14 protein-coding genes are annotated in these 13,007 nt (G+C 58.8%); 13 read left to right on the top strand and 1 reads right to left on the bottom strand.

Annotated features, from left to right (window positions below):
• Positions 1-161: 161 nt before the first annotated feature.
• From GYN08_RS00130 to GYN08_RS00145, 4 genes are all read left to right on the top strand, one after another.
• Complete coding sequence (locus tag GYN08_RS00130; protein WP_408015047.1) at positions 162-1,475, top strand: replication-associated recombination protein A; 1,314 nt, start codon at positions 162-164, stop codon at positions 1,473-1,475.
• A gap of 69 nt (positions 1,476-1,544) precedes the next feature.
• Positions 1,545-1,949 (top strand): fluoride efflux transporter CrcB, encoded by a 405-nt coding sequence (gene crcB, locus GYN08_RS00135; protein WP_166271322.1) that lies wholly within the window; start codon positions 1,545-1,547, stop codon positions 1,947-1,949.
• The gene (crcB, locus tag GYN08_RS00140; RefSeq protein ID WP_166271324.1) at positions 1,946-2,311 is read left to right on the top strand and encodes a fluoride efflux transporter CrcB; all 366 of its coding nucleotides are present in this window, start codon (positions 1,946-1,948) and stop codon (positions 2,309-2,311) included. The genes crcB (GYN08_RS00135) and crcB (GYN08_RS00140) overlap by 4 nt, the downstream gene beginning before the upstream one ends.
• Before the next feature lie 285 nt (positions 2,312-2,596).
• Complete coding sequence (locus GYN08_RS00145; protein ID WP_166271326.1) at positions 2,597-3,736, top strand: LCP family protein; 1,140 nt, start codon at positions 2,597-2,599, stop codon at positions 3,734-3,736.
• 133 nt (positions 3,737-3,869) lie between these two features.
• Here the strand turns inward: GYN08_RS00145 and mnmA are convergent, their stop codons facing one another.
• Positions 3,870-5,009: a tRNA 2-thiouridine(34) synthase MnmA gene (gene mnmA, locus GYN08_RS00150; RefSeq protein ID WP_166271328.1), complete on the bottom strand. Its 1,140-nt coding sequence runs from the start codon at positions 5,007-5,009 to the stop codon at positions 3,870-3,872.
• 273 nt (positions 5,010-5,282) lie between these two features.
• Here mnmA and cymR point away from each other — a divergent pair, with 273 nt between their 5' ends.
• From cymR to mltG, 9 genes are all read left to right on the top strand, one after another.
• Positions 5,283-5,702 (top strand): cysteine metabolism transcriptional regulator CymR, encoded by a 420-nt coding sequence (gene cymR, locus GYN08_RS00155; RefSeq protein WP_166271330.1) that lies wholly within the window; start codon positions 5,283-5,285, stop codon positions 5,700-5,702.
• Between the two features lie 15 nt (positions 5,703-5,717).
• Positions 5,718-6,869: a cysteine desulfurase family protein gene (locus GYN08_RS00160; RefSeq protein WP_166271332.1), complete on the top strand. Its 1,152-nt coding sequence runs from the start codon at positions 5,718-5,720 to the stop codon at positions 6,867-6,869.
• A gap of 101 nt (positions 6,870-6,970) precedes the next feature.
• On the top strand, positions 6,971-7,180 hold the full coding sequence (locus GYN08_RS00165) for a hypothetical protein (protein WP_166271334.1): 210 nt from the start codon (positions 6,971-6,973) through the stop codon (positions 7,178-7,180).
• 503 nt (positions 7,181-7,683) lie between these two features.
• On the top strand, positions 7,684-10,323 hold the full coding sequence (alaS, locus tag GYN08_RS00170; protein WP_166271336.1) for an alanine--tRNA ligase: 2,640 nt from the start codon (positions 7,684-7,686) through the stop codon (positions 10,321-10,323).
• A gap of 135 nt (positions 10,324-10,458) precedes the next feature.
• Entirely contained in the window at positions 10,459-10,716 is a 258-nt protein-coding gene (locus GYN08_RS00175; protein ID WP_166271338.1) for an IreB family regulatory phosphoprotein, read from the top strand.
• Positions 10,717-10,728: 12 nt separating this feature from the next.
• Positions 10,729-11,145 carry a Holliday junction resolvase RuvX gene (gene ruvX / locus GYN08_RS00180; RefSeq protein WP_166271340.1) on the top strand — a complete coding sequence of 139 codons (417 nt, stop codon included), beginning with the start codon at positions 10,729-10,731 and terminating at the stop codon, positions 11,143-11,145.
• 13 nt (positions 11,146-11,158) lie between these two features.
• Positions 11,159-11,458 carry a DUF1292 domain-containing protein gene (locus GYN08_RS00185; RefSeq protein WP_166271342.1) on the top strand — a complete coding sequence of 100 codons (300 nt, stop codon included), beginning with the start codon at positions 11,159-11,161 and terminating at the stop codon, positions 11,456-11,458.
• A gap of 5 nt (positions 11,459-11,463) precedes the next feature.
• Positions 11,464-11,772: a DUF1292 domain-containing protein gene (locus GYN08_RS00190; protein ID WP_166271344.1), complete on the top strand. Its 309-nt coding sequence runs from the start codon at positions 11,464-11,466 to the stop codon at positions 11,770-11,772.
• Positions 11,773-11,904: 132 nt separating this feature from the next.
• Positions 11,905-12,969 carry an endolytic transglycosylase MltG gene (mltG, locus tag GYN08_RS00195; protein ID WP_328802138.1) on the top strand — a complete coding sequence of 355 codons (1,065 nt, stop codon included), beginning with the start codon at positions 11,905-11,907 and terminating at the stop codon, positions 12,967-12,969.
• Positions 12,970-13,007: the final 38 nt, after the last annotated feature.

Consider the following 13,007-nt stretch of genomic DNA (forward strand, 5'->3'; position numbering starts at 1 on the left):
TCTCCGTCTTCTCGCTTCTAGCTTCGCCGAGCTTTCAAGGCACGTTGACCGCGGAGTTTCCGCGGTCTTTTTCTTTTGCATGCGATGGGACCCGAATTCGCATTTGCGTTCCCGGCCGATGCGCACTATATTGAATAAAGGAATGAAAGGACGTGACAAGTTTGGATTTGTTCAATTACGGAGGCGGCGCGGATTCGCAAAGCGGCGGCGGGCTGCTGGCCGACCGCATGCGTCCGCTGACGCTGGACGAATATATCGGGCAGGAAGACATCGTCGGTCCGGGCCGGCTGCTGCGCCGCGCGATCGAAGCGGACAAGGTAGGATCGATCGTCCTGTACGGTCCGCCCGGCTGCGGCAAGACGACGCTGGCCCATATCATCTCGAACCATACGCAGGGCAAGTTCGTGCGTCTCAACGCCGTGGACGCCACGGTCAAGGACGTGCGCGAAGTCATCCAGCAGGCTGCCGACGACAAGGCGCTGTACGGAAGCAAAACGATCCTGTTTCTGGATGAAGTCCACCGCTTCAACAGCTCGCGTCAGGACGCGCTGCTGCCGGCGGTGGAGAAGGGAACGATCGTCTTCATCGGCGCCACGACGGAAAATCCGTTCCATTATGTGAACGGCGCCCTGATGAGCCGCTCAACGCTGTTCCAGCTTCATCCGCTGACGGCGGAGCACGCTCTGATCGCCATGCGCCGGGCGCTGGCCGATTCCGAACGGGGTCTCGGCTTCATGGACCTTCGCGTCGAAGAAGAGGCGCTGCAGCATATCGCGGCAATGTCGGGCGGCGATATCCGCCGCGCGCTGAACGCGCTGGAGCTGGCGGCGCTGACGACGCCGCCGCAGGCCGACGGCAGCGTCGTCATCACGCTGGAAGCGGCCGAGGAGTCGGTCCGCCGGCCGATCGCGCGAGCCGACGAGTCGACGCAGTACGACGTGCTGTCCGCGTTCCACAAGTCGATCCGCGGTTCCAGCGACGCCGCGTTGTACTGGTTCCTGTACGCCGTAGAGAAGCTCGGCATGGATCCGATGACGTTCATTCGCCGCCTGATCGCGGCGAGCAGCGAGGATATCGGCCTGGCCAATCCGCAGGCCATGGTTCAGGCGGTCTCGGCGCTCGAAGCTTACCGGAACAACGGCTGGCCCGAAGCGAAGCTCAACGTGGCCCAGGCGATTCTGTTCGCCGTGGAGAGCCCGAAATCGAATGCCGTCTATACGGCGATCGCCAAGGCCGAGGCGGCGTTCGGGCGGACCGGCACGGCTGAGGTTCCGCTGCATCTGCGCGATACCCATTACAAAGGAGCCGAAAAGCTCGGGCACGAAGGCTACAAATATCCGCATAATTTTCCGAATCATTATGTCAAGCAGGCGTACCTGCCCGCAGAGCTGGAAGGCACCGTATTTTATGAGGCGACGGAGCAGGGGAACGAGTCGAAAATTCGTCTGAATCAACAGCGCCGCCGGGAGCAGTAGTCTATTTCGCCTTCGCCGGTCGAGAGCCCGCGCGGCGGCATCATTACGAGGCAAAGAAGGAAACGGCTTATGAAAGAAATCGGATATGTGGCGCTGGGCGGAATCGGCGGCGCCCTGCTGCGCTATGCGCTGGGCGTCTCCCTTCCTCAGACCGGCGGGTTTCCGCTGCCCACGCTGCTGATCAACTTGTCGGGATGCTTGTTTCTCGGTTTGTTCTTCACGGTGGCGCTCGATCCGAGACGGATTTCGCCGGCGTTTCGGATCGGAATCGGTACGGGATTCACCGGCGCCTTCACGACGTTCTCGACGTTTTCGGTCGAGACGGCGAGGCTGCTCGAGGACGGCCGGATCGCCGCCTCGCTGGCGTATGCGGGAATCAGCCTGGCCGGCGGCGTCGCTTTGAGCGGGCTGGGTGTTCTTCTGGGCGAAGCTTGGCGCAGGAGGACGAACCCGAAGGGAGGAGGCGTCTCTTGAGTCTGACTTCGATATTATGCGTGGCGGCCGGCGGGATGGTCGGGGCGCCGGTCCGCTATCTGCTGGGCAGGTGGGCGGCATCGGCGTTCGGCGGCCGCTTTCCCTGGGGCACTTGGCTGATCAACTTGAGCGGCTCGCTGCTGCTCGGCGTATTGGCGGCGATGCAGCACAGGATGCCCGGTTGGGTCTATCCGCTGCTCGGAACCGGCTTTTTGGGCGCTTACACGACCTTCTCGACGTTCGGCTACGAAACGGTGACGCTGCTGGCGCAGAATCGCCGGACCGCCGCCGCCGTCTATGTCGTCTCTTCGGCTCTGCTCGGCACGGCCGCCGCGTTGGCCGGAATGGGATTGGCGCGATGATCGCATACGGCGAGCGATCCCGGAAGAGAGCCCGTCCGAGAAAAAAAGGGCGCGGATCGGCCGGGTATGTTAGAATTGTCAGAACACTACGAAATGTAGTAATCTAAGGTGTGTCCTTAACTTCGGACATTCGTCCGAAGCCGCTTTGCCATGCAGACGATTCTATATTCAGCATCCATGAGGGATTTCACGGTCCGCAGCGCCCTGACCTGTTGCATACTTTGTTCATCGTCCGGTCAAGGCAGTCAGCGACGACTTTTGTGGAGAGAGAAAGGTACGAAGGAAATGGATAAAAACCAGCCGGCCGAGGCCCATGTGCTTACGAGGGCTCAGAGGCATCAGAAGAAGAAGAAAAAGAAGACGAACAAAGGCAGAGCGTGGCTGATTGCGCTGTGCGTACTGCTCGTTCTGGGACTCGGCGGATATATTTTCCGCAAAGAACTGATGGTGCTCGCGTTCGATACATTCCTCGCCGACACGGTCAAGAATACGCTCGACGATTCGTACCAACCGATTGACCAGCCGGGCAAAGGGGGAGGGGCGGAAGAACTCACCGTCGCCGAACTGACGAAGGAACCGTTCTCCGTGCTGCTGCTCGGAACCGACCAGCGGGAAGACGAAATCGCCCGCACGGACTCCATCATTTACTCGGTCGTGAGGCCGGCGGATAACAAAGTGCTGCTCGTGTCCATTCCACGGGACTCCTACGTCAAGATGGTCGGCACGCCGACAATCAAGGGGACCCGCTCGGAAACGAAGATCAACGCGGCTTACGCCTACGGCGGCGCGCAGATGAGCGTCGACACGGTCGAAGCGCTGCTGAAGCACGACGTCGATTATTACGCGACCATCAATTTTAACGGTCTGACGGACGTCGTCAACGCGCTCGGCGGCGTGGAGCTGCCGATTACGGAGAAAATCGAAAACAAGCAGGCCGATCATGAGAAATTCACGATCGAGCCGAACAAGCCGATTTACGACGGCACCGAGGCGCTCAATTACGTGCGTTATCGCGAAGACTCCGATTTCAAACGGACCGAACGGCACCGGATATTCCTCAAGCAGATGCTGGACCGGATGAAGAGTGTCGAGAATTTGACGAAAATTCCGGAACTGATCGGCATCGCCGGGCAGAACTTCAAGACCAACATGACATCCGACTTTATGCTTTCGCTGGCGAAAACGGTCATTCTGAGCGATTCCACGCCGACGATCAGCAGTCATATGCTGCAGGGCGAAGGCGTCTCGCGCGACGCCTGGTATTACGAACTGGACGACGAAGATCTGGAGGAAACGATCGATTCGATCAGCAAGTGGCTCGATCCGAATTCGACCGAAGCCGATCTGGTCGTGGACGATACGGATGCGGGCGGCGACTCGCATACCGATCAGGAAGGCCAACCTGCCGGAGACGTCGGGCAGTAAAAACATTCTCGGCGCCTGGCAGCGGCTTTCGCGGCGCGCCAAAAAGCCCGCTTTTCACCGAAAAGGTGAAAAGCGGGCTTTTTTTCGATGCTCCGGTCCGGGTCCGAACGAACCGGAGGGTACGGTGCTTCATTTAGCGAAGGCTTGCCTGCCGAGCCGCTTCGTACGGCACTTTTTCGACTTGTTCGATCGTGCCGCCGCCCAGGCAGACTTCGCCGTCGTAGAAGACGACCGCCTGGCCCGGCGTAATCGCCTTCTGGCGCTCGTCGAACGCCACGCGCACCGAGCCGTCTTCCAAGCGGGTCAGCGTCACGCCCTGATCCGGCTGCCGATAGCGGAATTTGGCCGTGCATTTCAGCGGGCCGTCCGCCAGTTCGTCGCGGCCCGAAGCGAAGGTGACGCCGCTTGCGGTCAGCGCGGTCGAATACAGGCTCGGATGCTTGTCGCCCTGCACGACGTACAGGACGTTGCGCTCGAGGTCTTTGTCGGCGACGAACCAAGGTTCGCCGTTCCCGGAACCGCCGATGCCCAGCCCTTGGCGCTGGCCGAGCGTGTAATACATCAGGCCGTCGTGGCGGCCTTTCGATTCGCCGGTCGCGATATCGACCATCTCGCCGGATTTGGCCGGAAGGTAGCCGCTGAGAAATTCGCGGAAGTTGCGTTCCCCGATGAAGCAGACGCCCGTACTGTCTTTTTTGCGCGCCGTGGCAAGTCCGGCTTCCTCGGCGATGCGCCGGACTTCGGGCTTCGGCAGATGGCCGATCGGGAACATCGTTTTGGACAGCTGGTAAGGATTAAGCGCGTTGAGGAAGTACGTCTGATCTTTGTTGTTGTCGATGCCGCGCAGCAGCTTGAACTCGCCGTTTTCTTCCGTCACCCGGGCATAGTGTCCGGTCGCGACGTAATCGGCGCCGAGGTCGAGCGCTTTGTTCAGGAATTCGCCGAACTTGATTTCGCGGTTGCACATAACGTCCGGATTCGGCGTGCGTCCGCGTTTGTATTCGTCGAGGAAATAAGTGAACACTTTATCGAAGTACTCTTTTTCGAAATTCACCGTATAATAAGGAATGCCGATTTTCTCGCAGACGCGGCGCACGTCTTCGGCGTCGTCCTCCGCGGTGCAGTGGCCGAACTCGTCCGTGTCGTCCCAATTTTTCATAAAGATGCCGATGACGTCGTAGCCCTGCTGCTTGAGCAGCAGCGCCGTCACCGAAGAATCGACGCCTCCGGACATGCCGACGACAACCCGCGTTTCTTCGGGAGATTTATGCATGAATATCACCATCTTCTATTGAAATATTTGCAGTAAGTTTGCATAGCTGTGCGAAAGAAAAAGAACGCGCTCCGCGCGTCTGAGAGCATTTTAACACAAAAGCCGCAAATTTACGACTGTTCCGAACATTCCGGGAGGCTGCCCGGGTCCTTCGCCCGCGGACATTTTCCCCGGGTCTCGGCAATCCGTAGTGCATCACGCTCCCGGAGTATGTTACGATAGTCTGAGTATACACAGGCTAGAACCCCGAATGAATCGAAAGAGGTGCCCCAATTGAAGATATCGACCAAAGGCCGCTACGGCTTGACTATTATGATGGAACTTGCGGCGAGGTACGGGGAAGGGCCGACCTCCCTGAAAAGCATCGCCGAAAAAAACTCGCTGTCCGAGCATTATCTGGAGCAGCTGATCGCGCCTCTGCGCAACGGAGGGCTCGTTAAAAGCATTCGCGGCGCTTACGGCGGCTATATCCTCTCGCGCGATCCCGACACCGTGACCGCCGGCGAGATCATCCGCGTGCTGGAAGGGCCGATTTCCGTCGTCGATTTTACCGAGGAGGACGATCCGGCCAAGCGCGACCTGTGGAAAAGAATCCGCGACGCCATTGCCGACGTGATCGACTCGACGACGCTCGGCGACCTGATCGCTTACCGGGACAAAGGCGAACCGGACAGCTACATGTTCTATATCTGACGAGGTGAAACCGGAATGAACAGAATTTATATGGACCATGCGGCCTCCACGCCCGTGCATCCGCTCGTGGCGGAGGAAATGCTGCGCATTATGACCGGCACGTACGGCAATGCTTCCAGCGTGCACGCGTTCGGACGCGACGCCAAACGGATCGCCAGTTCGTCGCGCGAAAAAATCGCCGCGGCGATCAATGCCCGGCCGGCCGACTTGGTGTTTACTTCGGGCGGAACGGAGAGCGACAATACGGCGCTGTTCGGCGCGGCTCTGGCGCGTGCGGAACAAGGGCGTCATCTGCTTGTCTCGCGGATCGAGCATCATGCCGTTCTGCATGCCGCGGAACGCCTTGAGCAGCAGGGCTTCGAAGTGGAATATATCCCGGTCGACGTTCGCGGCCGGGTGGATGTGCAGTGGATTCGCGAACATGCGCGGCCCGACACGACGCTGATCAGCGTAATGTTCGCGAACAACGAAGTGGGCACGGTTCAGCCGGTGCGGGAGATCGGCGCTTTCGCGCGCGAGTGCGGCATCTGGTTCCATACGGACGCCGTGCAGGCGCTCGGCTCGCTGCCGATCGACTGCGCCGACTTGAACGCCGACCTGATCAGTTTCTCCGCGCATAAGATCAACGGCCCGCAGGGCATCGGCGCCCTGTACGTGGCGCCGCACGTCAAGCTCCCGGCGCTGCTGTACGGCGGCAACCAAGAGCGCAAACGCCGGGCCGGCACGGAAAACTTGGCCGGCATGGCGGGTTTCGCCAAAGCGGCCGAGCTGGCCGTATCGGGCCTCGAAGAACGGCATAAGGAAGCGCTGCGTCTGCGCGGCTTGTTCCTGAACGGCCTGGAACAATCGATCGGCGAAGACGCTTTTGTCTTGAACGGCGATCCCGAGCATACGCTCGCGCATATCGCGAACATCAGCTTTCCGGCGGTGGGGACCGAAACGATGCTGATGAACCTCGACATGGAAGGGATCGCGGCGGCCAGCGGCTCGGCCTGCACGTCCGGTTCGCTCGAGACTTCGCATGTGCTGCGCGCCATGAATCTGTCCGAAAAAGTTTTGCATTCCGCGATTCGATTCAGCTTCGGCTTGGGTAATACATCGGAGGAAATCGAGACGGTCGTCAAAAAAATCGAAACGATTACGAACCGCATGCGTAATAAAAATTAAAACTTTTTTGCGTATCCTATTGTGAATAATCGTTCAATCCGGGAAAAGCTTTCGGATTCTTCGCGACCTTCAAATAAGCGGACGGATAGGTGATCCCCATAATGAAATGTCCAAATTGCAGTTCCAAAGATATCGGCAAAATCGGCACGCACCAGTTCTACTGCTGGAGCTGCTTTATCGAGCTTACGGTCAACGCGGGAAAAGTGTCGGTATACCAAGTCGAAAAAGACGGTACGCTGAGTTCGCTGGACGACCTGTTCTGCCTGGAAGGCGCGGCAGGCTCGATGCGGCAGCTTCAGGCAACGTCCTGAGATTGACCGAGTCCCGAATTGCCGGGCCGGAAGACGAGGCGCGACCCGCTGCAGGGTACGCGCCGATGTCTTCCGGCTTTTTGCGTGATCCCGTCCTTCTTCACGTCTTCCGCATTGACAGAAAAACGGACGCCCGATATACTGGGAAGGCATTGACGATAACCGATAAAGCGATGATGGAATGAAGTACGTCCTGAAGGGACGCCTCCTCAGCGAACAGGCTCCTTGCGCAACCGGCGCATGGGTGGAAGAGCCTGGGGGGCAGACGGACCGAAAGCTGATTCCGGAGCGCAGGGCGAATTTCGCCCACGGCCGGCCCGTCCCCGTTACCGGACGCATACGAGGAGATCGCCCTTTACGCTTCCTTTTCCGCACGATGCGGAGTGAAGCGCGCCGGCGATAACCAGGGTGGTACCGCGAGCAATCGTCCCTGAATTTATTCAGGGGCGTTTTTTATGTTTTTTCAACCATTCCATTTCCATTCAAACGGAGGTCCGAGAACGATGAAAGCTAGTGAAATCCGCTCCAAATGGCTGCAATTTTTCGAACAGAAAGGCCATCACATCGAGCCGAGCGCACCGCTGGTGCCGCATAACGATCCGTCCCTGCTGTGGATCAACGCCGGCATGGCGCCGCTGAAGCCTTACTTCGACGGGCGCGTGAAGCCGGAGAATCCGAGAATCGCCAACTCGCAGAAGTGCATTCGAACCAACGATATCGAAAACGTGGGCAAAACCCGCCGCCACCATACGTTTTTCGAAATGCTGGGCAACTTCTCCATCGGCGACTACTTCAAGGAAGAAGCGATCACCTGGGCCTGGGAATTCCTGACCGGTCCGCAGTGGATCGGCTTCGACCCGAACCGCATCAGCGTCACGGTATACGCCGAGGACGAAGAAGCGTTCAAGATCTGGAACGAAAAAGTCGGCCTGCCGTCCGAACGCATCATCAAGCTAGGCGACGAAAACTTCTGGGATATCGGCGAAGGCCCTTGCGGACCGTGCAGCGAAATCTTCTACGATCGCGGCGACGCTTACGGCACGCTTGACCCGAACGATCCGGAGATGTATCCGGGCGGCGAAAACGAGCGTTTCCTCGAAGTATGGAATCTGGTCTTCTCGCAGTTCAACCATAACAAGGACGGCAGCTACACGCCGCTTCCGAACAAAAACATCGATACGGGCGCGGGCCTGGAACGTCTGACTTCCATCCTGCAGGACGTCAACTCCAACTTCGATACCGATCTGTTCCAGCCGATGATTCAGCGTACGGCCCAAATGGCCGGCATCCAGTACGGCGTCAGCGAAGAGCACGACGTCGCGCTGAAGGTCATCGCCGACCACGTGCGTACGGTGACCTTCGCCGTCGGCGACGGCGTGCAGCCTTCCAACGAAGGCCGCGGCTACGTCATCCGCCGCCTGCTCCGCCGCGCGGTCCGCTACGGACGCGTCATCGGCCTCGACCGTCCGTTCCTGTACGAACTGGTGGCCACGGTCGGCGAAGTGATGGGCGTGTACTATTCGCAGATCGTGGAAGGCCGCGAGCTGATCGAACGCGTCATTCGCCTCGAAGAAGAGCGGTTCCACAAAACGCTGTCCGACGGTCTGGCGATTCTGACCGAAACGGCCGAGCGCGCGAAAGCGGCGGGCGAGAACATGATCGGCGGCGAAGACGCGTTCAAAATGTACGACACGTACGGCTTCCCGCTCGACCTGACGGAAGACTTCGCGCTGGAGCACGGCATGACCGTCGACCGCGAAGGCTTCGAGACGGCGATGCAGGAGCAGCGCACAAGAGCGCGCGAAGCGCATAAAAAAGGCGGCGGCATGAACATTCAGGGCGGCGCATTGTCCGAGCTGGAAGCAGACAGCGAGTTCGTCGGCTACACGGAAACGTCCGTCGAAGCGAAGATCGCCGTACTGATCAAGGACGGCGAGATCGTCGAGTCGGTCGGCGAAGGCGATTCCGCATTGGTCGTTCTCGACAAGACGCCTTTCTACGCGGAAAGCGGCGGCCAGGTCAGCGACGTCGGCACCATTTCTTCCTTTACCGGCACGTTAAGCGTCGAAGGCCTTGTCAAAGCGCCGCGCGGCCAGCACGTGCATCAGGTGACAGTGGAATCCGGCGAACTGCATGTCGGCGACGACGTTCGCGCCAGCGTGGAGCGCGATTCCCGCGCCGCGATCGAGAAAAACCATACGGCGACCCACCTGCTGCACAAAGCGCTCAAAGAAGTGCTCGGCAGCCATGTCAATCAGGCGGGCTCGCTCGTGGAACCGCAGCGTCTGCGCTTCGACTTCTCGCACTTCGGCAGCATCACGCCGGAAGAGCTGGCGGACGTGGAGCGCCGCGTGAACGAGCAGATCTGGAAAGGCGTTAACGTCAAGATCGAATACAAAGGCATCGACGAAGCGAAAGCGATGGGCGCGATGGCGCTGTTCGGCGAAAAATACGGCGACATCGTGCGCGTGGTCGAGATCGGCGATTACAGCCTGGAGCTGTGCGGCGGCTGCCACGTCCGCAATACGGGCGAGATCGGATTGTTCAAACTCGTGGGCGAGAGCGGCATCGGTTCCGGCGTGCGCCGGATCGAAGCGTTGACCGGGCGCGGAGCGTATCTGTACCTCGACGAGCAGCTCGATCTGCTGAAGCAGTCGGCCGCCGCGCTCAAGACGCCGGTTGCCGAAGTGCCGAAGCGGATCGAGGGACTGAACAAGCAGCTTAAGGAAGCCGAGCGCGAGATCGAATCGCTGCGCGGCAAGCTGGGCGCGATCGAAGCGGGCAAGCTGACCGACAGCGTTCGAGAAGTCGGCGGCGTGAAGGTGTTGGCCGAAGCGGTATCCGCTTCGGATATGGACGGACTGCGTTCGCTGGCCGACGAGCTGAAGGTCAAGCTGCCGGAAGCGGTGCTCGTGTTGGGCGCTTCTTCGGAAGACAAAGTCAACTTCGTCGTCGTCGTTCCGAAAGAGCTGACGGCGCGGGGGCTGCACGCCGGCAAGTTGGTCAAGGAAGCCGCAACCGTATGCGGCGGCGGCGGCGGCGGACGTCCGGATATGGCGCAGGCCGGCGGCAAGGATGCATCGAAGCTGCGGGAAGCGCTGGACAAAGCCGTCTCCGTTTTGGAACAATCGCTGAACGCTTGATTCCGCCGATCGCGATCGCCCGATTCCCCGTTTCTTGATCGGGGAAAAGTGTGATATGATAGGTAGGATTCAATAATAAGGCGTCAAGGCGCGCCTCGCGCACGCGGACGCTTTGTGAAGCGAGGTGTAATCCGCATGGATTCGATGGACAAGACTATGAAGTTCAATGTACAAGGAGACGAGGAAACCTCCGCCGAGGAAATCCTGCTCACAGTGTACGACGCGCTTGTCGAGAAAGAGTACAATCCGATCAATCAGATTGTAGGCTACCTGCTGTCCGGCGATCCGGCTTACATCCCGAGACACAACAACGCGCGAAGCCTGATCCGGAAAAAGGAGCGCGACGAGCTGATCGAAGAGCTGGTCCGGTCTTATTTGTCCAAGCTTCGATAGGAGATACGTACAATGAAACTGTTGGGCCTCGATTACGGAGACCGCCGGATCGGCGTCGCCGTGAGCGACGCTTTCGGCTGGACCGCCCAAGGGATTGAAGTGGTCCAGCGCCGCGACGACGATTCGCATATGCGGCGAATCGCCGAGCTTGCGGCGCTGCACGAAGTCGAAGAAGTGGTCGTCGGTCTTCCGAAAAACATGAACGGCACGATCGGCCCGCGCGGCGAACTGTGCATCGAGTTCGCCGAATCGCTGCGGGAATTGCTGGGTCTGCCCGTTCACCTCTGGGATGAACGTCTGACGACGGTCTCCGCCGAGCGAACGCTGCTCGAAGCCGATGTCAGCCGCAAAAAGCGCAAGCAGGTCGTCGATAAGATGGCGGCGGGCTTGATCTTGCAAAACTATCTCGATTCCAAATCAAACCGGTGAAAGGGTGACGGGCATGGCAAACGATTCCCATCTCTTGGGCGAAGAACCCGAAATTATTTATATTCCCGACGAAGAAGGTCAGGAAGAAGGCTTCGAAGTCATCATGAAATTCGAAGTGGACGGCTCAGACAGCAAATATATGATGGTCGTTCCGCTGGACTCGGATGACGAGGAAGCGGACGAAGTGTATGCGTTCCGCTACGAAGAGGACGACGACGATTTGAAGCTCTACGTGATCGAAGACGAAGCCGAATGGCAGATCGTCGAAGAGACTTTCAATACGCTGGTTGCCGAATTGGACGGGGAGGAATAGAAGCGATGACGGAATTTTCCGCAAGTCAGGTCGTATACACGAACAAGCTGCAGCAGGTATACGGATTGGATGTCGAATTGATCGATGAGAATGCCGAGTCGGTCACGTACCGAATCTTGAAAGAGTTCGAAGTAGGCGGCGGCGCTTACGCGGTTTTGCAGAACGAAAGCGCCGGAGCCGACGACGACGTGCAAATTCTCAAGATCGAAACGTCGCCGGAAGGCGAAATTCAACTGGCGACGATCGACGACGATGACGAGTGGGAAAACGTGGCCGAACTGTTCGACGAACTCACTTTCCCGGAAGAAATGTAAGGGAATCGGTAAGGCAAGCGGACCCGGACAGCCTGGTCCGCTTTGCCATGCGCAAAAATAAGGATGACGCATGGCGATAGGCGGCTTACCGGCCGAATATCGCCGGAGGACCGATAAAGGATGTGCGCCCGAGTGACGAAAACCAAAAAAAGATCGAAGGCTCCGCTTGTATTTTTGTTTATTTTGCTGCTGTTGATCATATCGGTTGGGGGATTCGTATACGCCTCGATGCAGCCGATGCCGGCTTCGGATCAGCCGGTCGCCTTCGAGATCCCGGAAGGAACCGGAACGGCGAAAATCGCCGACCGGCTGCAGGAGGAAGGGTTGATCCGCAGCGCTCTCCTGTACAAAGCCTATTTGAAAATGGAAAACGAAGGCACGGCCTTCAAAGCCGGTACCTACGAGCTGCTGCCCGGCTCGGATTACGAGAGCATCACCGCCGCCCTGAACGGGAAAGAAACGGGGATTGCTCGGCGCGAATCCGTCAGAGTGACGATTCCCGAAGGCTTCACCATCAAGCAGATCGCGGATCGGCTGAGCGAGAAGGGCGGATGGGACGCCAAAAAGATCCGCGCTTTGGCACGGGAACCGGAGAAGTTCGCCGACGACCTGCCGGGGGAAATTCCGGGCGAAGTCAAACTGACTTACGCGCTGGAAGGGTATCTCTTCCCCGATACGTACGAATTCGAAACGACCGCTTCGGAAGAAGACGTGGTTCGCCGTCTGGTTCAAGAGACTCGTAAAAAGCTGGAATCGATTTCCGACTTCGACAGCCTGTTGAAAGAGCGCGGCTTGACCGTGCACGAGCTGTTGACGGTCGCTTCCCTCGTCGAGCGAGAAGCGGTCGCCGATTCGGAACGCCAGCTGATTGCCGGCGTCATCTATAACCGGCTGGACGATCCGATGAAGCTGCAGATCGATGCGACCGTCCAGTATGCGCTGGGCGAACAGAAGGAGCGGCTGCTGTATTCGGACCTGAAGATCGACAGTCCTTACAACACGTATAAATACGAAGGACTTCCTCCGGGACCGATCGCTTCTCCGAGCCTGAAGTCGATCGAGGCGGCCCTGCAGCCCGAAGCCTCGGATTACTTCTTCTACGTCACGAAAAAAGACGGATCCGGCGAACATTTCTTCGCCAAAACGTTTGCGGAACACGAAAAAAATATCGAGAAAAGCAAGGCCGGCGGCAAATAATTGCGCCGGCTTATGCCGATCATGCATGAATGGGGAGC

The sequence above is a fragment of the Saccharibacillus alkalitolerans genome, from assembly GCF_011090185.1.
GTDB lineage: Bacteria > Bacillota > Bacilli > Paenibacillales > Paenibacillaceae > Saccharibacillus > Saccharibacillus alkalitolerans.